The 19,311-nt window shown below is 69.1% G+C and carries 19 protein-coding genes; 8 read left to right on the top strand and 11 right to left on the bottom strand.

Annotated elements, in window-relative coordinates:
* Positions 1-432 precede the first annotated feature (432 nt).
* Positions 433-1,344, top strand: a complete 912-nt coding sequence (locus tag ACIBI9_RS12125) for an ROK family protein (protein WP_397222006.1) — start codon at positions 433-435, stop codon at positions 1,342-1,344.
* A 429-nt stretch (positions 1,345-1,773) separates the two neighbouring features.
* On the opposite strand, the gene ACIBI9_RS12120 is transcribed toward ACIBI9_RS12125, so the two are convergent.
* Positions 1,774-1,950: a hypothetical protein gene (locus ACIBI9_RS12120; protein ID WP_394493169.1), complete on the bottom strand. Its 177-nt coding sequence runs from the start codon at positions 1,948-1,950 to the stop codon at positions 1,774-1,776.
* A 743-nt stretch (positions 1,951-2,693) separates the two neighbouring features.
* Here ACIBI9_RS12120 and ACIBI9_RS12115 point away from each other — a divergent pair.
* Both ACIBI9_RS12115 and ACIBI9_RS12110 read left to right on the top strand, forming a co-directional pair.
* Entirely contained in the window at positions 2,694-3,707 is a 1,014-nt protein-coding gene (locus tag ACIBI9_RS12115; protein ID WP_397222004.1) for a zinc-binding alcohol dehydrogenase family protein, read from the top strand.
* 637 nt (positions 3,708-4,344) lie between these two features.
* Positions 4,345-4,590 (top strand): hypothetical protein, encoded by a 246-nt coding sequence (locus tag ACIBI9_RS12110; protein WP_397222003.1) that lies wholly within the window; start codon positions 4,345-4,347, stop codon positions 4,588-4,590.
* 765 nt (positions 4,591-5,355) lie between these two features.
* Here the strand turns inward: ACIBI9_RS12110 and ACIBI9_RS12105 are convergent.
* Positions 5,356-6,117, bottom strand: a complete 762-nt coding sequence (locus ACIBI9_RS12105) for a helix-turn-helix domain-containing protein (RefSeq protein ID WP_397222002.1) — start codon at positions 6,115-6,117, stop codon at positions 5,356-5,358.
* Positions 6,118-6,435: 318 nt separating this feature from the next.
* Between ACIBI9_RS12105 and ACIBI9_RS12100 the strand changes: the two genes are divergently transcribed.
* Positions 6,436-7,668, top strand: coding sequence for a serine hydrolase domain-containing protein (locus tag ACIBI9_RS12100; RefSeq protein WP_397222001.1), 1,233 nt, complete (start codon positions 6,436-6,438; stop codon positions 7,666-7,668).
* A gap of 246 nt (positions 7,669-7,914) precedes the next feature.
* The gene (locus ACIBI9_RS12095; protein WP_397222000.1) at positions 7,915-8,163 is read left to right on the top strand and encodes a hypothetical protein; all 249 of its coding nucleotides are present in this window, start codon (positions 7,915-7,917) and stop codon (positions 8,161-8,163) included.
* A 435-nt stretch (positions 8,164-8,598) separates the two neighbouring features.
* On the opposite strand, the gene purH is transcribed toward ACIBI9_RS12095, so the two are convergent.
* Positions 8,599-10,137, bottom strand: a complete 1,539-nt coding sequence (purH, locus tag ACIBI9_RS12090; RefSeq protein ID WP_397221999.1) for a bifunctional phosphoribosylaminoimidazolecarboxamide formyltransferase/IMP cyclohydrolase — start codon at positions 10,135-10,137, stop codon at positions 8,599-8,601.
* Positions 10,134-10,763, bottom strand: a complete 630-nt coding sequence (gene purN / locus ACIBI9_RS12085) for a phosphoribosylglycinamide formyltransferase (protein WP_397221998.1) — start codon at positions 10,761-10,763, stop codon at positions 10,134-10,136. The genes purH and purN overlap by 4 nt, the downstream gene beginning before the upstream one ends.
* A gap of 74 nt (positions 10,764-10,837) precedes the next feature.
* Between purN and ACIBI9_RS12080 the strand changes: the two genes are divergently transcribed.
* On the top strand, positions 10,838-11,257 hold the full coding sequence (locus ACIBI9_RS12080) for a hypothetical protein (protein ID WP_397221997.1): 420 nt from the start codon (positions 10,838-10,840) through the stop codon (positions 11,255-11,257).
* 11 nt (positions 11,258-11,268) lie between these two features.
* Here ACIBI9_RS12080 and ACIBI9_RS12075 read toward each other — a convergent pair whose 3' ends face one another.
* The 3 genes from ACIBI9_RS12075 to sucC all read right to left on the bottom strand — a co-directional run bounded on the left by ACIBI9_RS12075 (position 11,269) and on the right by sucC (position 15,248).
* A complete protein-coding gene (locus tag ACIBI9_RS12075) occupies positions 11,269-12,894 on the bottom strand; it encodes a DUF6350 family protein (protein ID WP_397221996.1) in 1,626 nt (541 codons plus the stop codon).
* Between the two features lie 293 nt (positions 12,895-13,187).
* Positions 13,188-14,063, bottom strand: a complete 876-nt coding sequence (gene sucD / locus ACIBI9_RS12070) for a succinate--CoA ligase subunit alpha (RefSeq protein ID WP_394493180.1) — start codon at positions 14,061-14,063, stop codon at positions 13,188-13,190.
* Positions 14,064-14,066: 3 nt separating this feature from the next.
* Complete coding sequence (gene sucC / locus ACIBI9_RS12065; protein WP_397221995.1) at positions 14,067-15,248, bottom strand: ADP-forming succinate--CoA ligase subunit beta; 1,182 nt, start codon at positions 15,246-15,248, stop codon at positions 14,067-14,069.
* Positions 15,249-15,588: 340 nt separating this feature from the next.
* On the opposite strand from sucC, the gene ACIBI9_RS12060 reads away from it, so the two are divergent.
* Entirely contained in the window at positions 15,589-16,380 is a 792-nt protein-coding gene (locus ACIBI9_RS12060; protein ID WP_397221994.1) for a hypothetical protein, read from the top strand.
* Between the two features lie 64 nt (positions 16,381-16,444).
* Positions 16,445-17,212, top strand: coding sequence for a hypothetical protein (locus ACIBI9_RS12055; RefSeq protein WP_397221993.1), 768 nt, complete (start codon positions 16,445-16,447; stop codon positions 17,210-17,212).
* A 7-nt stretch (positions 17,213-17,219) separates the two neighbouring features.
* Here the strand turns inward: ACIBI9_RS12055 and ACIBI9_RS12050 are convergent, their stop codons facing one another.
* The 4 genes from ACIBI9_RS12050 to galE are packed head-to-tail and all read right to left on the bottom strand — an operon-like array spanning position 17,220 to position 19,298.
* Positions 17,220-17,570: a VOC family protein gene (locus tag ACIBI9_RS12050; protein ID WP_397221992.1), complete on the bottom strand. Its 351-nt coding sequence runs from the start codon at positions 17,568-17,570 to the stop codon at positions 17,220-17,222.
* Positions 17,567-17,818 carry a zinc ribbon domain-containing protein gene (locus ACIBI9_RS12045; protein WP_397221991.1) on the bottom strand — a complete coding sequence of 84 codons (252 nt, stop codon included), beginning with the start codon at positions 17,816-17,818 and terminating at the stop codon, positions 17,567-17,569. The genes ACIBI9_RS12050 and ACIBI9_RS12045 overlap by 4 nt, the downstream gene beginning before the upstream one ends.
* On the bottom strand, positions 17,815-18,261 hold the full coding sequence (locus ACIBI9_RS12040; RefSeq protein WP_397221990.1) for a MarR family winged helix-turn-helix transcriptional regulator: 447 nt from the start codon (positions 18,259-18,261) through the stop codon (positions 17,815-17,817). Before ACIBI9_RS12040 ends, ACIBI9_RS12045 begins: the two co-directional genes overlap by 4 nt.
* A 59-nt stretch (positions 18,262-18,320) precedes the next feature.
* Complete coding sequence (galE, locus tag ACIBI9_RS12035) at positions 18,321-19,298, bottom strand: UDP-glucose 4-epimerase GalE (protein ID WP_397221989.1); 978 nt, start codon at positions 19,296-19,298, stop codon at positions 18,321-18,323.
* Positions 19,299-19,311: the final 13 nt, after the last annotated feature.

Raw genomic sequence — 19,311 nt, 5'->3', positions numbered from 1 at the left:
CAACCCCCAACCCAACCAACACACCTCAGCCCCCACCGACGCTGGACCACACCCACCTGCCATCAACAGCCCACACCCAACCAACGCCCAGCCCCACCGCCCAACAGGCCGGAAACCCATCAACGACCAGATGAACCGTGCGGTCGTCCTCGTACCTCAGGACCCAGCACCACCTCCAGAACAAGGAGTCGCCGTCCGATCAGAACCAAGAATCCCCCGACCGCCTGCGTGCGACGCACCCACCGCAGCGCCTCCAACCACCCCCCATCCCCCTCCTCGGCTGAACCGAGGTGGAGCAACACTGCTGGATGCCGCGCGGCGGAGAGCCTTCGCGCGGTGGCTGGATGACATGCGCGCCAAGAAGGTCGAACTCGTGCCCGGACTGGAACACCCTGGCGACCCTCGCCAGCCCGACAACCACCACAAACATTGATGAACTACGTACTTGCCATTGACATCGGAGGAACCAAGCTCGCCGCCGCACTGGTGGACGAGGAAGGTTCCGTGTTGCGTTCCGGTACACGGCCCACGCCGCGCACGGACGTCATGTCCGCCCTGGCGGCCCTCATCACGGAAGTGACCGAGGGCGGCCCTCCGCCGGCGGCCGTCGGGATCGGATGCGCCGGACCTCTGGACCTGGCCGCCGGAACGGTGAGCCCCGTGAACATGCCCAGCTGGCGCGGGTTCCCCTTGCGCGAGGAGGTGCGGAAGCTGACAGGACTGCCCACCGTGCTCGCCGGCGACGCACAGTGCTTCGCGCTCGGCGAGCACTGGTTGGGAGCGGGACGTGACAGTACGTCCCTGCTCGGCATCGTCGTGTCCACCGGGATCGGCGGTGGATTGGTGATCGACGGTATGCCGCTCCTGGGACCGACCGGAAATGCCGGACATGTCGGCCACATGTCCATCGACCCCAACGGCGAGCGGTGCGAGTGCGGAGGCCGGGGCTGCGTCGAGCGCTACGCCAGCGGACCCAACCTCGCCCGCTGGGCCTTGGACAACGGCTGGTCCCCCACCCTCGACGGATCGGAGGAAAAGGCGGACGCCCGAACGCTCGCCAGGGACGCGGCAGCGGGCGATCCGGTCGCGGTGGCGGCGTTCGAACGCGGCGCGCGGGCGCTGGCCGGAATGATCGCCTCCACGGCGGCCGCTGTCGAGATCACCACCGTGGTCATCGGGGGTGGCGTGTCGGCGGCAGGGAAGGTGCTGTTCGATCCGTTGGAGCGCATCCTCGATGACGTCGCCGGACTGGCGTTCGTCCGGGCGGTACAGGTCCATCAGAGCACCCTTGGCGTGGACGCAGCCCTGGCGGGAGCAGCCCGCCTGGCGTCAATGGCCCGCTAGGCGGCCTATGCGCGCCTCCTGCCGGTACGCGACCGATCAATGGCGTACCGGCGGGGGCGCTGCTGCCTCTGGCGGCGAGCCGCGCTGGATGTCGGATGTCCTGAGGGCATGGACCTCGACCCCAGCGAAGCTCACGATCCGGGAGCAGGGCCACCCGGGAAACCTGGTCAATGCCGTGATTGGAACGCCTCACCAAGACATCGGACTGTGCTTCTGCCTTGCCGGCTGAGCACAGTCCGTGGTCTTCCGCCGCTGTGCCCTGTTCCGCCGAGTCAGGGATGGGGTGCTGCGTTCTGGACGGCTGGGGTTCCGCCGCTCTGCTCTCCAGTAAGAAGCGAGCAGCTGGTGCTGTGGCGGAGAGAGGGGACGTGCACCAGGCGTTGGAGGGCGCCGGCCACGTTCAGCCCTTGGGGGTGGCGGAGCGGTGGGTTACTCGCGTTCGGCGGCCTGGGCTTCGCGGCGTTCGATGATCCGGCGGGTGATCGGGATGATCTCCACTACGCGGCTGCCGAGGTAGGCCCCGATCAGGGCTAGCACCAGGAGGACGAAGGGGCTGGTGGCAAAGCCGTTCATGGTGACGAAGACCTGCAGGATCAACTCGAGCAAGAGGGGCTCCGTGGGATTGGGCGAGCGAGGAGTGGCACTCAGGGTAACCGCAGTCGGCGTGTGCTTGCCCATAAAACGGCCAAACAGCAACATGATCGTCTATGTCACTATTTAGCGGACGAATGCGCCACTTTCGGACGATCATCACGCAATGATCGCCGGGGCCGACTCATGCGCTGCGACGAACAAGCCCCCTCGCGCGGCAATCGTCCGCCCGAGACGACACCACGATCCCCGTGAGCTACACAGCAATTACCGCACCCGAGGACGCGATGATGCCGCTGCCGCGGCTGAAGCCACACGCTGATCCCCTACCGCATGCGGCAGAAGCCTCGAGAGCGGCACAGCGCACCCTCATTGCACGACAAGCACCCCTCAGCGCGACACCTGATACCGCTGTGAGCAGGAGTGGCGAGACGATGATGCAGCGAACCCCTGCTGTACGCAGCAAGCGCCCCCTGAGCGAAACAGCCGCCCTCGCCATACCCGACGAACACCCTGAGCGAAACGACAGTCCCCGCCATACCCGACGAACGCCCACGGGCGGTACGGCAGCCCCTCGCCGTACCCGACGAACACCCACGGGCGGCACGGTGACCCGTGACCCCGGAGGCGGAGAGCGGAGGCGGAGAGCGGATCGGCGTTGGACGTTCGCGGACCCATGGACGCGCCCTTCTAGTTGACACCGGTTGAAGTAGTGTTGCAGGCTGACACCTGTTCAATCGGTGTCACGAAGGAGGGTCATGCGCGCTGTAGTGGTGGAGGCATTCGGAGGGCCGGAAGTCCTCAACGTCGTCGAGGTAGCCGATCCGTCACCTGGACCCGGCCAGGTACTGGTCCAGATCGAAGCCGTGGGGGTGAACCGGGCCGACGCGCTCCTCCGGTCGGGCCGTTACCACCGGGCCGACCCGCCGCCCGTGATTCTCGGTCTGGAGGCGGCCGGAACGATCAGCGTCTTGGGCGAGCGCACGCACGGCTTCCACGTCGGGCAGAGGGTGCTGATGATGGGGGAGCCCAACGCACCTGGTTTCTACGCCGAGCAGGCTGTGGTGCCGACCGAGCAGGTGCTGGCGCTGCCGGACGGCGTTGATCCGTTCCACGCGGCGGCGCTGCCGGTCGCATGGCTGACAGCCTGGTACTGCCTCACCACCCTTGGAGAGATCCAACCCGGTCAGACGGTGCTGATCCACGCGGCGGCCAGCGGCGTGGGGAGCGCGGCGGTGCAGATCGCCGCGGCGGCCGGGGCGCGGGTGATCGCGGCGGCCGGCAGCAAGGAGAAGACGGCGTGGGTGGCCGAACTCGGCGCGCACGAGGTGCTCGACTCCCGGGAGTTGTCCGGCGACGACCTCCTCGACCAGGTCAAAGCCTTGACAGGCGGACGCGGGGCCGAGGTGGTGCTCGACACGGTCGGCGGCGAGGTCTTCCCGCTGAGCCTGAAAGCTGCCGCGCCGGGCGGTCGGGTCGTGGCCTTGGCCAACGTCGCGCTGGCGCCGAGTGTGATCGACACCCGCGACTTCTATCCGAAGAACGTGAGCATCCACGGCTACCAGTCCGCCAACCTCGTTGAGCTCGGATACGACCCGCGTGCCGACCTCGAGCAACTGATCGCGAAGGTGGCCGACGGCGAACTGCGCGTACCGGTGGATTCCGTCTTCGCGCTGCAGGACGCGGCGGGAGCACACCGACGCTTGGAGTCCCGCGCCAACCGCGGGAAGGTCATGCTCAGCATCAGCGATGGACATGGGCTGTCTGGCTGACAAGCCGCTGCTCTACCGATAAGGGCGAGTGGAGACTCCCCCGCCACATCGCGCGGGCCAAGCCGGACGTCGAAAGGGCTAGAAATCGACTGCGCGGCACGATCGCGAGCGCGGCGCCGTCGAGGCCGAACGCGTGGATGCGATCGGCGTCAGCAGCCGGATATGCAGGGAGCAGGGTCAAGTATCACCGCGCAGATCTGTCGGTTCCACGGCTTTTGCGAGCCGACGGTCGCTATTGCGTCGCGGGTCCAGGCCTTCCCGCGACGCAATCCCGCCTTCCGTTTCGTCGCGTCTTCGAGGTCGCCACAGCGCGCGACGTTGTCGTCACTTGCTGGGGACGGCCGCAGCGCCCGACGCTATCGTCACGTGCACGAGACTCCGCAGCGCCCGACGCTAATGTCGCGGGCTCGGGGCGGCCGCAGTGCCCGACGCTATCGTCACGTGTTCGAGGTCGCCGCGGCGCGTGACCCTATCGTCGGGCGCTTGGAGCGGGCGCGGCGCCCGACGCTATCGTCACGTGCGAGGCTCCGCAGCGCCCGATGCTATCGTCGCGGGCTTGAGGCGGCCGCAGCGCGTGACGTTGTCCCCGAACGAAGAGGTGACCGCGTGACCGCTCCCGAGGCGCCGGCCTGTCCCGGTGTACGCGAGCGCCCTCCAGTTCCTCATCCCGCGGCCGCTCCGCCGTCTACTGCGGCAGGCCCCGCTGTCGCGCCCCGCCCGGTTCGCCCCGCTTGATCGGGTGCCGACCGACTGGGCCGCCCCGGAAAACTGCGGCTTGACCAGGCTGCCCGCCGCGCCCGAGGCTGCCTGTCAGCAGGCGCACCAAGAACTGGACTGGCCGCTCCGCCGCCTGGCGACGGCGTCGAGAACCTCCTGGCGCTGATCGCCGGCACCGAGAACCTCCTGGTGCCGACCGCCGAGCTCGAACGGGCACACGCGGAGCTCGCCGTCGGCGACCTGGGATGCGACCCGTCGACCGGGTGGGAGCCCTCGTGCGCCGGGCTCGCTCGCCGCACCGCCTCCGTGGCCACCAGCCTCGCCAGCATCGCTGGCAGCCCCCAAGCCAGCGCCCTCGCCAGCATCGCTGGCAGCCCGCAAGCCACCGCCCTCGCTAGCACTGCCGGCAGCGCGCCAGGCCGCCGACCACCGCCGCGCCGCCAGCATCGCCTGTACCACCACCTGATCGCCGGCGCTCCCGTGGCTGGCCTCGCGCGTGGCCGCCCGTGTGTGGCCGCCCGTGTGTGGCCGCCCGTGTGTGGCCGCCCGTGTGTGGCCGCCCGTGTGGGTACGCGCCTCAGCGCGTACATATGCGCTTCTTCGCGGCGCCCTTGACGAACCCATCGTCGGTGGCCTGGTAGCGGTGCGGCTCATACCGCTCTCGGCTTGTCAGCTTGAGGAGATGCCAGCCGCCGGCGAACAACCCCGGGGCAGACCTTTCTGCCCCGGGGAGTATCAGCCCGAACTCACGCAGCCGCTGACAGCCGTCCTCCCAGGCATCGCGTCGAAGGGCATAGCCCTCCAGGCGATCTTTCCCAAAGAGGTAGACCCCGGATTCGGTGTGCTGTCACGGGCCCACTGGCTGAGAGGTCTCATGGCGAGCCAGGTGGAGACCTCCGAAGCATCGCGTACGGTCCCCAGGCGGGGCCTGTCAGAGCGTTGGCGATCGGTCTTGCGTGGTCAGCGTGGCCGGGCGTTGGGCGCTCCGGGCGGCCTCGTTCTGCCGCCACTGCTCCATGACCTGCCGGAAGGCGTCGCTCACGAGGAGAAGGAGTTCGGCGGAGGACTCGAAGCGGGCGCCCGCCGGGGTTGTGGCCCCGAGGATCTCGGCTCCGCGCTGCGACGCGGCCGCCAGGGCCTCGTTCATCTGCAGACCTGCGAGCATGGACCGGAGCCAGATCTCATCGTCGATGACATAGCGTTCGCGCCGCGCGCCAGGGACTCGTTCCCGGCTGATCATTCCCTGTTGTTCGAGGAAGGCGACGGCGTGCGAGATCGACGCCGGGCTGACGTTAAGCCGCTGGACCAGGTCAGCGGCGGTGAGGGTGCCGGAGTCGGTGATGTACAGGCAGGCCAGCACCCTGGCCTCCATCCGGGGCAGGCCCTGCTGAACGAGGAGGGCGATGAAGGACTCCGTGAAGTCCTGCACCGCTTGGGGGTCGCGCCCGTGGCCGCTGTCGGGGATCGGGGGCGCCGGAGGTTGGGCCTGCTTGTGCCGGCGCGCACGATGCCGGGTGGCCTGCTGAGCCTGGTCCGCCCCGTAATCGTCGGGTCCGCCGTTGCGGGCGACCTCCCGCATGATGGTCGAGGCCGGCCGCCCTAGACGCCGGCCGATCTCTGCGTATCCGAGCCCCTCGGCCAGCCCCGCAGCGATCTGCTGACGGTCCTCGTTGGTGAGTCTGCCTCCGGGCATCGGTGCTCGTCTCCTGTCTGCCGACGTGCGCGGAGCTCGGCGCCCGCACACCCCGTTGCAAAGTATGCATTCACGCAGAGTCTCATTGCAATACAACCCTTGATCATCTTTTGCGTTTAGCGTCAACCTCATTGCAAAGGAAGCCTTGAAGCTCCAGTTTAACAGGAGCGATAGGGCTCTCATTAGCGTTGACTGATTTGTGAACGCAATGTAGTGTCGCTGGCGTTCAGCGATTGCCGAACGCCAGCGGGAGCCGAAGCATGAGCGCCACGCCCCGGACGGCTCCTGAAAGAGCGAACACTGTACGCAAGGAGATTCATGATGGAACACGGCAACAGCGGCTTTTCCGCGACTGGGCTGCGCAGGCTGCGCGAGGTGCTGACGCGGCATGTCGATTCCGGGAAGATCCCTGGGCTGGTCGCCCTGGTCAGCCGCGGCGGCCAGACGCACGTCGAGGCGATCGGGACGATGCAGCACGACGGTGGCGCGCCGATGCACCGGGACACGATCTTCCGGATGGCGTCCACGTCCAAGCCGTTGTCGATCGCGGCGGCGATGGTGCTGCTGGATGAGTGCCGGCTGCGACTGGATGACGTGGTGGATCCGTGGCTGCCGGAGCTTGCCGATCGCCGGGTGCTGAAGCGGATCGACAGCCCGCTGGACGACACCGTGCCGGCGCGGCGGCCGGTCACCGTTCGGGACGTGCTGACCTCCACCTTCGGGCTCGGCATGGACATGACCTCGCTGGGCACCCCGATCCTGAACGCGATCTTCGAGCGGGGGCTCACGCCCAACCTGCCGGTGCCGGTGCCCGAGCAGGACGAGTGGATGCGCCGCCTGGGCGAGCTTCCGCTGATGCATCAGCCCGGCGAGCGCTGGCAGTACCAGATCAGCAGCGATCTGGTCGGCGTGCTGGTGGCCCGGGTCACGGGCCAGTCGTTCGAGGAGTTCCTGCGGGAGCGCATCTTCGAGCCGCTGGGCATGACCGACACCGGCTTCCACGTGCCCGCCGACAAGATCGACCGGCTGCCCACCCTGTACGCCCCCGACCCGCAGACCGGCGAGTTCCTCGCATGGGACGAGCCCAAGGACGGACGGTGGAGCCAGCCCCCGGCGTTCCAGGGCGGCGGCGGTGGGCTGGTCTCGACCGCCGACGACTATCACGCCTACTTCCGGATGCTGCTGAACGGCGGGGTGCACCAGGGCAGGCGGATCCTGTCGCGGCCCGCCGTGGAGCTGATGACCACCAACCGGCTCACCCCCGAGCAGCAGGCCCCCCGGCATGCCATGGCCGTCGACAACGTCCATATGTCCTTCGGCCAGGGGCAGCAGGGCGGCTGGGGCATGGGGATGGCGGTGCGCACCTACCGCGGCGACTACGCCTCCATCGGCCAGTTCGGCTGGGATGGCGGAAGCGGCACCTCGACCTACGCCGACCCGCACCACCAGCTCACCGGGATCCTGCTCTGCCAGGTCGGGTACACCGTCCCGGATCCGGCACGGCTGATGAGCGACTTCTGGACGACCCTCTACCAGGCGATCGACGACTGACATCGAGCCCGCGCCCTGGTAGACCCGCCCTCAGGCTCGTGGCGGCCGGACCGTCGACGTTTCCGGGCGGGCCCTGTCCGCCTCTGCAGGCCGTAACAGCTGACTGACCAGGACAAGCTCACCCTGCGCACCGCCGCCTACGGCGCCGTCTCGCTGCTGGCCGCCGCCGATGCCGCCGGCTCGCCCCACAAGGTCGCCACCGAGGGCTCCATCGCCCTGGCCTCCGCGACCGGCCCGATCGGCCACGTGCTCGCCGCCAAGACCAACGACATCAAGCTGAACGGCAAGTCCGTGGCCGAAATCGCCGACCACGTGCTGCCGGCCCTGACGGCGGCCATGAACCTGCTCAACAAGCAGGACCCGGCAGAGGCCGGCAACTTCCGCAGCACCGTCCTCGTTGCCGTCGAAGGAGCCGCCCGGACCCACCAGGGCGAGCCCGGCCCCACCCTGGCCGACATGATCCGCAAGATCACCGCAGCCCTCGACGCCGCCTGATGCGATGTCGACCCGCGTAGCCACAGCCGTGTCCCGGGGTTCTGCGCGGACCTCGTGACACGGCAACGAGGACGGGTCAAGCAGGGAACGAGCCCCGCCAAGGCGGCCGCGTCGGCTCGCTCCCCCTGGCCGACGCCCGCCGCCATGGGGCCACCCGAATCGCGCGCCGCGGCTGGTCGACCGGTCCATCGCTGCCGACAAGGACTTCGAGCTGCGGCTCCCGCCGTACTCCACGAACGCCCCCGAGCGGAACGGCGGTTCCCCACCGCACCCGACGAACGCCCCCTGAGCGGCACGAGGCGCCTTCAGTGACGCAACGGTCCGAGCCGGCGAAGCCGGCCTGCGCGTCGCCCGTGTCCAGGATCGTCGTGACCAGCCCGTCCCCGGGTGAGGGCCAGAGGGGAGCTCTGGCCCTGGGGTGCAGGCGTTGGTGGGTCAGTGGAAGAAGTGGCGGGTGCCGGTGAAGTAGAGGGTGATGCCGGCCTTTTCGGCGGCCTCGATGACTAGTTCGTCCCGGATTGAGCCGCCGGGCTCCACGATGAACCGGACGCCGGCGTCGATCAGCACCTGCGCCCCGTCCGGGAACGGGAAGTACGCGTCCGAGGCCGCGACCGCCCCCGTCGCGCGCTCGCCCGCCCTGGAGACCGCCAGGCGGCACGAGTCGACCCGGTTGACCTGGCCCATGCCCACGCCAACGGTCGCCCCGTCGCTGGCCAGCAGGATGGCGTTGGACTTCACCGAGCGGCAGGCGCGCCAGGCGAACTCCAGGTCCGCCAGCTGCTCGGGCGAGGCCGGGGTGCCGGTCTTGAGCTCCCACTGCGCGGCCGAGTCGCCGGATGCGTCCACCTTGTCCACGGACTGCGCCAGGACTCCCCCGTCGATCTCGCGGAGCTCCACCTGCCGCGACGGCCCCTGCGGGCACTGCAGCAGGCGCAGGCTCTTCTTGACCCGCAGGACCTCCAGCGCCTCCGCCGCGTAGGACGGCGCGATGACGACCTCGGTGAAGATGTCGGCGATCTGCCGGGCCAGCTCGGCCGTGACCTCGCGGTTGACGGCGATCACGCCGCCGTACGCCGAGACGGGGTCGCAGGCGTGCGCCTTGCGGTGCGCCTCGGCCACGTCGGCGCCGATGGCGATGCCGCACGGGTTCTGGTGCTTGATGATGGCCACGCACGGCTCGCTGAAGTCCCAGGCGGCCCGCCAGGCGGCGTCGGAGTCGAGGTAGTTGTTGTACGACATCTCCTTGCCGTGCAACTGCTCGGCGTTGGCCAGGCCGCTCGTGCCGGCCGTGTAGAGGGCGGCGCTCTGGTGCGGGTTCTCGCCGTAGCGCAGCGTGGCCTTGCGCTCGTACGTCGCCCCCGTGAACGCCGGGAACCCGTCCTCCCCGTACGTCCGCGCGAACCAGTTGGCCACCGCCACGTCGTACGAGGCCGTGTGCGCGTACGCGATGCCCGCCAGCCGCCTGCGCTCGACCAGCGTGAAGCCGCCCTCGGCCAGCGCGTCGAGCACGTCGCCGTAGAACCCGGGGTCGACCACGACGGCGCAGGTGTTGTGGTTCTTCGCGGCGCCGCGGATCATGGCGGGCCCGCCGATGTCGATCTGCTCGACGCACTCCTCGTCGGACGCGCCGGAGGCCACCGTCTCCTGGAACGGATAGAGGTTGACCACGACGAGCTGGAACGGGTCGATCTCCAGCTCCTCCAGCTGGGCCACGTGGTGCGGCTTGGTGACGTCGGCCAGCAGCCCGGCGTGCACGCGCGGGTGCAAGGTCTTGACCCGCCCGTCCAGGCACTCCGGGAACCCGGTGAGCTGCTCGACCTTCGTCACCGGGATCCCGAACGACGAGATCGCGGCGGCCGTGCCACCGGTCGAGACGATCTCCACCCCGGCGCCGTCGAGGGCTCTGGCCAGCTCCTCGAGCCCGGACTTGTCGTAAACAGCGATCAGCGCGCGCCGGATGGCGATGCGAGTCACGTGGATTCCCCTCCTGTTAGGTTGCCGATGCGGACGTGACGTCCGCTGACCGTCCAGCCCTCGCGAGCCATCCGGCCGACGATCTCGACGAGCAGGCGCCGCTCGACGCTCTTGATGCGCTCGTGCAGGACCGCCTCGTCGTCGTCCGGAAGCACGGGCACCGCCTCCTGGGCGACGATCGGCCCGGTGTCGACGCCGGCGTCGGCCAGCATCACCGTGCAGCCGGTCACCTTGACCCCGTGGGTGAGCGCGTCCCGCACGCCGTGCGCGCCGGGGAACGACGGCAGCAGCGCCGGGTGCGTGTTCAGCACGGGAAAGGCGTCGAGGGTCGGCGGACCCAGAATTTTCATGAAACCCGCCGACACCACCAGGTCAGGCTCGTACGCTGCGATTCTGGCCGCGATGGCGGCATCCCATTCCGCCCGCGTCGCATAATCGCCCAATTTTTCAACAAAAGTTGGGACTTGTGCCCTCGTGGCCCTGGCCAGCCCTTCGATCCCATCCCTGTCCGCGCCGACCGCGACCACACGAGCCCCGTATGACGGGTCGGCGGAAGCGTCCAGCAGGGCCTGTAGGTTGGTTCCAGAGCCGGAGACGAGGACGACGAGCCGCCCAGCCTTAGACACGCACACTCCAAAGAGGAAACAGGGTGGGGGTGCCAGAGTATCTGTTCCTCGCCCGGCGACGCAGAGGAGGTCAGGTGTCGACACCGGTGCAGGCACCGGCAGGCCAGCAACCCGCCGATTCGGCGGGTCGCCGAGCGATCTGGTTGTCCATCGCAGCGCTGGCCATGACGTTCATGTTGCCGCTCGCAGGCCTGGTCATGGCGCTGTTCGCGCTCGCGGCCGGGATCCGGGCGCTGCCACAGCTGAAGTCCGCAGGCCGGTCCACGGGCATCGCCGTGGGCGGCATCACGATCTCCTCGATCGCACTGGCGCTGTCGGCCATGGCCACGGGGATGCAGCTGTACCTGATGGACGAATACTCGGCCTACCAGGAGTGCATGAAGGGCGCGGGGACCGTCTCGGCGCAGGGCGAGTGCTTCACGCAGTTCAGGGACGCGGCCCAGCGCAAGCTGCCCGCCGACGTGCTGCAGCTGCTCGGCACCGTGCAGCCCTAGCCGGACGCGGATCAGTCGCGGTCCCAGGCGTACGGGTCGAGGTAGATGACGTGGCCGCCGCGGTCGTCCGACTCGTCCACGATGTCCTTGCGGGGCGGGCGGTCGGGCTCCGCCAGGCGCGGGCGGGCCTGGGCCAGCGTCTCGGCCTCGGCTGAGGCGTGCTCGTCCTGCCAGTCGTCCCTGATGACCGGGATCTCCTGAGTGTCGGCCTCGGTGGCGTCCATCCAGTGGCCGGGCAGCGGGCGCGGATCCGACTCGGCCAGCCCGACCTTGCTCGCCGCCTTGGCGATGGCGGCCCCGGCCTTGCGTACGGGGGCGGCCGCCTTGTCGAGCGGCGTACGGGCGCGCTTGTTGAGCAGCAGCAGGTTGGCCACGCCGGCGGAGATGCCCGCGGCCACGCCGACCTCCACCGCGACGGAGAGCGCCACCTCCCAGGGCGAGGGCCCGATCGTGGCCAGCCGCCCGCCGCCGATGGGCCCGCCGGACAGGGCCGCCAGCAGCCCCGCCACGAGCCCCGTGACGACCCCGCTGAGGAACCCCCACATCGGCGCCGCCTCATAGGAGGGCGACGGCGAGATCCGGGCCACCATGACCCCCGCGACGGCCCCAGCCGCGAACGGCACCGCGACCACCGCCATCATCCAACCCGGCACGGGCCCGCTCTCCGGCAACGCCCCCAGCAGCGGCAGGCTCGGCACCGTGCCGAGCTGCACCCCCGTGGGCGCGACCAGCGTGTCGGCGCCGATCGCGAACCCTGGCCCGGCGATGTAGGAGAAGGCCCAGACGACGGCGTTCAGCAGGTAGAGGAGCTGCAGCAGCAACAGCAGCACCCCGCCGACGAGCCCCGGCGAGAGCACGTCGGACAGCTCCTTGACCTGCCCGAAGTTCAGTCCGATGGCGACCAGCACCAGCACGAGCCCGGCCACGAGCAGCAGCGCCGTGGCGACCGCCGTGCCGACGGTGAGCGCGCGCACCCGCTCGGGCAGCAGCCGCAGCATCACCCGCCAGGGCCCGATCATCCGCGCCGTGGCCAGCGACCCCGCCAGGAACGCCAGCACGAAGTGGCTGAGCAACGCCTCGCCGATGAACGGCTGCGTGATCTCGTTGCTCGCCGCGAGCGCGATCAACCCCGCGAGCAGCGCGTACGGCGCCGCCAGCGACACCCCCGCCTGGACGACCACGGCGAGCTGGGCGCGGCGACGGGCCCCGGCCTGCTCCTTGGGGCTGTTCTTCGGCAGCCGGGCGGGCAGCCGCAGCCGCAGGTCGGCGTCGCGGGCCATCCACCGCCCGGCTCGGTAGAGGAGCACGGCGGGCAGCACGATCAGCCCCAGAGGCAGCAGCCCGACCCGCCCGCCCTGGATCGCGAACCCGGCGTGGTGGGCGGCCAGCCAGAGCTGCGCCGCCGTGCGGAACACGCCCGGCAGCCCCGTGCCCAGCGTGCCGCGCGGCGCGGCGATCCAGCCGACGAGGGTGAGTGTGGTGAGCGCGGCCAGGCCGACGCCCAGCGTGGCGGCGGCGGCCAGCATCCCGGACACGGGTAGCGGCCGCCTCGTCTCGTCGTCGTCGCCTGAGCTCCCGGGGAGCTTGCCTAGCATCGACCGGGGGGCAGCACGCAACTGGTCGAGAATCGCCGTCACAGTAGGCGATTTTCTCAAGGTTTCCCGACCGGCGCTTGGTTGACGCGCCGCCGCCCATCCACTTTGTGACGTCGAACTACACCCGATTTGTCCCCGGGCCCCGGATCGGGCACGGAAACGGCCCACGGGGCGGCGTAACGGCGGCCGGCCCCGCGCGCTTGGTGACCGTCTCCCTGGACAGGGGCCGGCCACGTGCGGCGGGTGGGTTGCCCGCCGTGAGCGTAAAGGTGGGAGAGGGAAAGCCCCGTGCGGGAGGACCCGCACGGGGCTTTCGAAAAACGCAAACCCGACGATCAGCGCGCCTGCATGATCTCGCGCATCAGGCGGGCGGTCTCGGAGGGGGTCTTGCCGACGCGGACGCCGACCTTCTCCAGGGCCTCCTTCTTGGCCTGGGCGGTGCCCGCGGAGCCCGACACGATGGCGCCGGCGTGGCCCATGGTCTTGCCCTCGGGGGCGGTGAAGCCCGCGACGTAGGCCACGACCGGCTTGGTGACGTGCTGCTCGATGTAGGCGGCGGCCCGCTCCTCGGCGTCGCCGCCGATCTCGCCGATCATGACGATCGCGTCGGTGCCCGGGTCCTCCTGGAACGCCTGGAGCGCGTCGATGTGGGTCGTGCCGATGACGGGGTCGCCGCCGATGCCCACAGCGGTCGAGAAGCCGAAGTCACGCAGCTCGTACATGAGCTGGTACGTCAGCGTGCCCGACTTCGAGACCAGGCCGATGCGACCCGCGGTGGTGATGTCGGCCGGGATGATGCCCGCGTTGGAGGCGCCGGGAGAGGCGATACCGGGGCAGTTGGGGCCGATGATGCGGGTCTTGTTGCCCTTGGAGACGGCGTACGCCCAGAACGCGGTGCTGTCGTGGACCGGAACGCCCTCGGTGATCACCACGCACAGCGGGATCTCGGCGTCGATGGCCTCGATGACCGCGTCCTTGGTGAACGCCGGCGGCACGAACACGACCGACACGTCGGCGCCGGTCTTCTCCATGGCGTCCTTGACCGTCCCGAACACCGGCAGGCCCTCGTGCGTGATGCCGGCCTTGCGGGCGTTCACCCCGCCGACGACCTTGGCGCCGGAGGCGAGCATGCGGCGGGTGTGCTTGGTGCCCTCGCCACCGGTCATGCCCTGAACGATGATCTTGCTGTTCTCAGTCAACCAGATGGCCATGGGTCACGCACCTACCGCAGCGAGCTCGGCGGCACGCTTGGCCGCGTCGTCCATCGTGTCTACCAGCTCGACCCGCGGGAGCGCGGCGTCGGCCAGAATCTGGCGCCCGAGCTGGGCGTTGTTGCCGTCGAGGCGGACCACGAGGGGGTGGGTCACGGCCTCGCCGCGGCTCTCCAACAGCTTGAACGCCGAGACGATGCCGTTGGCGACGGCGTCGCAGGCGGTGATGCCGCCGAAGACGTTCACGAAGATCGACTTGACGCTCGGGTCGGAGAGGATGATCTCCAGGCCCGCGGCCATGACCTCGGCAGAGGCGCCGCCGCCGATGTCGAGGAAGTTCGCGGGGGACGGCTTGCCGGGGAACTGCTCGCCCGCGTAGGCCACCACGTCGAGCGTGGACATGACCAGGCCCGCGCCGTTGCCGATGATGCCGACGTCGCCGTCGAGCTTGACGTAGTTGAGGTCCTTCTCCTTGGCCTTGGCCTCGAGGGGGTCCTCGGCCGCCTTGTCCGCGAGCGCCTCGTGGTCGGCCTGGCGGAAGCCGGCGTTGTCGTCGAGCGTGACCTTGCCGTCGAGGGCCTTAACCTGGCCGTCGGCCGACAGGATCATGGGGTTGACCTCGACGAGCGTGGCGTCCTCGTCGACGAAGCAGCACCAGAGCTTCTCGATGAGGTCGGCGGCGCCGTCGAGCGCCTTCTCCGGCAGGCCGCCGGCCACCGCGATCTCGCGAGCCGTCGCGCGGTCGACGCCGTTCAGCGCCGAGACCGGCACCTTGGCGACCTTCTCGGGCGCGGTGTGGGCGACCTCTTCGATGTCCATGCCGCCCGCGGCGGAGCAGATGGCGAGGAAGGTACGGTTCGCGCGGTCGAGCAGGAAGGAGAAGTAGTACTCCTCCGCGATCGCGCTGGCCTCTTCGACGAGGACCTTGTGGACCGTGTGGCCCTTGATGTCCATGCCGAGGATGGCTTCGGCCTTGGTCACGGCGTCGACCGCGTCGTCGGCCACCTTGACGCCGCCGGCTTTGCCTCGGCCACCGGTCTTGACCTGGGCCTTGACGACAACGCGGCCGGTCAGCTCCTCGGCGGCCGACCGCGCCTCCTCCACGTTGTGTGCGACGATGCCGCGTGGCACCGGGATGCCGTAGTCGGCGAAGAGCTCCTTCGCCTGATGTTCGAACAGGTCCACGAGGGTCCGTCCTCTTCCGTTTGGTCGCTCACCCTCTGTCGGGTTCGCGCCCTGCTTTTCCGACTGATGTTCGACGGCCCGGGCAACCCCGTGCGTGCCGGGCGTTTCCGCCGGTAAAGCCTAGCCCGAAGCTTGACCTGCCCAGGTCATGGGGGCATGGTTCTTCCGCTCTGTGACGGTCATCTCACTTCTCCAGGACGGACCCTGCACGAAAAATGCACCGTTTTGGCATCGCCTGCCCCGGCTGTCGATATATGGTCGTGATCTTCTATTGGCAGGCTTCTGCTCCCTCTCCTTTTGAATCGAACGGGGAAATCGTATGAAGCGAATTCTCGCGGGCTTGGCGTTAACCACGGCCGCCGCGCTCGTTACCGCCACACCTGCCGCGCAGGCCGCGCCGGTGGACCCGGTGAAGGCGCTCAAGAAGCAGTTCGTCGCGGGGCACGGGGTACGGATCTCGGAGAAGACCCGGATGTCCCTGGACGGCAAGAGCATCGGGGTCAGCACGACGCTCGGCTCTTTCGAGTTCGGCAAGTCGGGAATCGTGGCAAGCGATGTCCGGACCCGCAGGCCCAGCAACGACAAGAGCCTTTCGGCCGCGCTCGCCCCGCCGCGCATCATCACGGTCGGCGGCTACAGCTACGTTCAGGGCGGGTTGTTCAGCGAGGACCTGCCCGAGGGCAAGAAGTGGGTTCGCTACAGCGGCGGCGAGGCGACCGGCGGCACCTACAACCAGATCCTCGACATCTTCGAGCCGAAGGTGCTGAAGACGCTGGTGTCGCGCGCCAAGAGCTTCAAGGGGGGCACCTACAAGGGCGCCCTCACCTACAGCGAACTGGCCAAGGCCTACGGCCAGAAGCTGTCCGGCGCGGTCGGCAAGATCAAGATTGACTACGCGCTGAAGGTCAACTCCAAGGGCCTGGTCACCACGCTCACGTCGGGCTGGACCCTGGACTTCGGCGTCCTGGGCAAGACCCGTTCCGAGACCGAGACCCGGTACCTCGCGTGGGGGTCCAAGGTCAAGATCAAGGCCCCGGCCAAGGACCTGTGGGTCGACGTGGACGACCTCGGTGAGGACAGCGAGGTTCCGCAGGAGATCCCGAACAACTCCCTGAACTCGCTCGCCAACTAGTAGCTCTCCCGGCCTCCTTCCGCCCGCTGGGCGGAAGGAGGCTTTCTCCTCTTCAAGGATGCGCATGAAGCGAGTTCTGGCGGCGGCGGTGGCCGCCGCGGCCCTGGCCACCCCCACACCGGCACAGGCGGCGACCCCTGATCCGGTGAAGGCTCTGAAGAGCCAGTTCGTGCCCGGGCACGGCGTGAAGGTCTCCGAATTGAACCGATCGATGGACAAGAAGAAGCCGACGGCCCTCCGTGTGACCGGCGCTTTCGAGTTCGGCACGTCAGGGGTCGTCGCCTCCGATGTGATCCTGCGGGGGAGCTTCCTGAAGCCCTCAGAGAAGATCAACTTTCGCGCCGTGACCGTTGGGAGGAAGACTTACATTCAGAGCGAGGCCTTCGAGAAGACGCTGCCCGAGGGCAAGACCTGGCTGCGTATGGGCGATGCGAGTAGGGCGAGCGGCACCTTTCACCCCCTCGACATCTTTCGGCCTGCGCAGTTGAAGGGCCTGCTGTCACACGCGAAGTCCAGCACGGGCGGCCTCTACCAAGGCACACTCACCGCCAAGCAGACGAGCAAACTCAGCGGGCTCTATTTCGGCCCTTCGGTGGACTATCGGCTGAGCGTCGATTCCACCGGCCTGCCCAGCCGCTTCTTCACCGGCGTGAAAAGCTCTTCAAGTGCGGATACGGTCGACACCCGCTACAGCGACTGGGGTCACAAGGTGACGATCAAGGCTCCGCCCGAGGAACTGGTGGCCAGCTCCGAAGAGCTCAGCGACGAGGCCATCGACGAGATGCTGGAGGAGCTGCAAATCATCCCGAACGAGGCGCTCGCCCCCCGGTAAGGCATCCTCAGCCCGCGCGGGCCAGGTGGGGCTGTTTGGTGTAGTCGGTCAGGCCGATGACGTTCCCCCAGGGGTCGGCGACCTCGACCGTCCAGCCCGTGAACACCTCGAACGGCTCGACCCCCAGCTCATCGGCCGCCGCGCGGGCATCGGGCACCTCCAGCCAGACGCGCATGGAGCCCGGCCCGCCCTCCTGGACCCGTACCAGCAGCCCCGGGGTCTCCTCCCCGATCGCGAACAGCGCCAGCTCCCCCGTCGCGAACTTCTCCTTCAGCCCCAGCACGCCCCCGTAGAACTCCCGGGCCCGCGCCAGGTCTCCGACCCCGACCAGGATGTTGTCGACGCCGAGGATCCTCATGACGCGAGCCTCGGGTGGTCGCGCCAGGCGGGCATCGAGCGCATGTAGGCCCTGGTGGCCTCCTCGGCCTCGGCCCTGGCCTGGCCGGTGCGCTGGGTCTGCCACTGCACCATGCGCTCGAACCGCTCGTCGAAGTCCTGCAGCGTCCCGTCCGGCTTGGAGCACAACCGGCACCACGTGCTGTCCGGGTGGCCGGGGGCGTGGTCGTCGGCCGTCCGCATGGGCATCCCGCAGCTTTGACAGTTCACGGCACGTCCTCTCCTGGATCCTCGCCCCTGAGGAGCGCGCGGAGCCCGGTGACGAGCCCTTCGCGCTCCTGGGGCGTCATCTGACGTACGGCCCGCGCCAGCAGGTCGTCCTCGAGCACCCGTGGTGCGGCCGCCGCATAGGCCGCCCGCCCTTCGTCCGTGACCCACACGAACACCCGCCGCCGGTCGCGCTCGTCCCTGATCCTGCCCACCAGGCCACGCTCCTCGACCCGGTTGACCAGCTCGGTCGTCGCGGCCTTGGACAGTTGCAGGTGCTCGGCCAGCTCGCTCAGGGTGAGCGGCCCGGCGGCCTGCAGGTGGCCGAGCACGGCGTGCATCCTGGCGGTCAGCCCGGCCGCGATCGGTCTCTTGGACGCCTTGAACCGCCGGTAGATCGCAGGGTAGAGCCGCGCGACCTCGCGGGCCGCCTCCGCTTCTTCCATTACTTCTTTCGTGTACGAACTGTTCGTGTACGAACTGTACTCCGCCGCAGAACGGAGGTCTACCCGAGCCGGGACTCCCGCACGCTCGCCCATTCGAGCGAGTGCCTGATGCCCTCCTCGACGGAGTAGCGGGCCTGCCAGTCCAGCAGGCGGCGGGCGCGGTCGCTGCGGGTGTAGGCGCCGGCCACGTCGCCGGGGCGCGGGTCGGTCTCGACGACCTCGATCGGGCGGTCGACGACGCGGTTGAACGCCTCGGCCAGCTCACGGACGGTGGTGCCCGCGCCGGTGCCCAGGTTGATCACGTCGACGTCCAGTTCGTCGAACCGCCGCAGCGCCGCCACGTGGGCCGTCGCCAGGTCCCAGACGTGGACGTAGTCACGGATGCCCGTCCCGTCCCTGGTCGGATAGCCGGTGCCGGTGATCTGGAAGGGGACGCCGTCCTCGTACGCCTCGATCATCTTGCCGAGGGCGTGGCTGGGGCGGCGCAGCTGCAGACCGGTGCGCATCTCGGGGTCCGCGCCGATCGGGTTGAAGTACCGCAGGGAGAGGATTCTGATCGGACGACCTGCGGCGATGTCGGCGAACATGGCCTCGCAGACAGCCTTGGTCCGCGCGTACGGGCTCTGGGGGTCGAGGGAAGAGTCCTCGTTCACCGTGTGGTCGTCGCCCGTGCGGTAGATGGACGCGGAGGAGCTGAAGATCATCCGGGTGCAGCCGTTGCGGATCAGGTGATCGACGAACTCGAGGCTCTTGGTGACGTTCGCGCGGTAGTAGCCGATGGGGTCGGCGACGGAGTCCGGGACCACGATGAGCGCGGCGCAGTGGACTACGGCCTCAATATCCGGATACTCGGCAAATATCTTGTCAATCAGTGGGCCGTCGCTGATATCCCCTTCATAGAACGCCCGCCCCTTCGCGAACTCGCGCCTGCCCGTGATGAGGTTGTCGAGAATGACGGGCTCGATCCCGGCATCGAGGCACGCCGACGCGACCGTGCTCCCGATATATCCCGCCCCGCCAGTAATCAATACACGCATCCCAGCACCGTAC

This window comes from Nonomuraea sp. NPDC050451 (genome assembly GCF_044458585.1).
Note: the sequence above shows the minus strand (reverse complement) of the source record. Positions and strands in the feature narration are given on the sequence as shown.

Bases quoted from the DNA above. Each gene is read 5' to 3' on its own strand.
- ACIBI9_RS12055 (WP_397221993.1), top strand. From the start codon at position 16,445: ATGAAGCGAGTTCTGGCGGCGGCGGTGGCCGCCGCGGCCCTGGCCACC.
- sucD (WP_394493180.1), bottom strand. From the start codon at position 14,063: ATGGCCATCTGGTTGACTGAGAACAGCAAGATCATCGTTCAGGGCATG.
- ACIBI9_RS12115 (WP_397222004.1), top strand. From the start codon at position 2,694: ATGCGCGCTGTAGTGGTGGAGGCATTCGGAGGGCCGGAAGTCCTCAAC.
- ACIBI9_RS12040 (WP_397221990.1), bottom strand. From the start codon at position 18,261: ATGGAAGAAGCGGAGGCGGCCCGCGAGGTCGCGCGGCTCTACCCTGCG.
- galE (WP_397221989.1), bottom strand. From the start codon at position 19,298: ATGCGTGTATTGATTACTGGCGGGGCGGGATATATCGGGAGCACGGTC.
- ACIBI9_RS12050 (WP_397221992.1), bottom strand. From the start codon at position 17,570: ATGAGGATCCTCGGCGTCGACAACATCCTGGTCGGGGTCGGAGACCTG.
- ACIBI9_RS12125 (WP_397222006.1), top strand. From the start codon at position 433: ATGAACTACGTACTTGCCATTGACATCGGAGGAACCAAGCTCGCCGCC.
- ACIBI9_RS12105 (WP_397222002.1), bottom strand. From the start codon at position 6,117: ATGCCCGGAGGCAGACTCACCAACGAGGACCGTCAGCAGATCGCTGCG.
- ACIBI9_RS12100 (WP_397222001.1), top strand. From the start codon at position 6,436: ATGATGGAACACGGCAACAGCGGCTTTTCCGCGACTGGGCTGCGCAGG.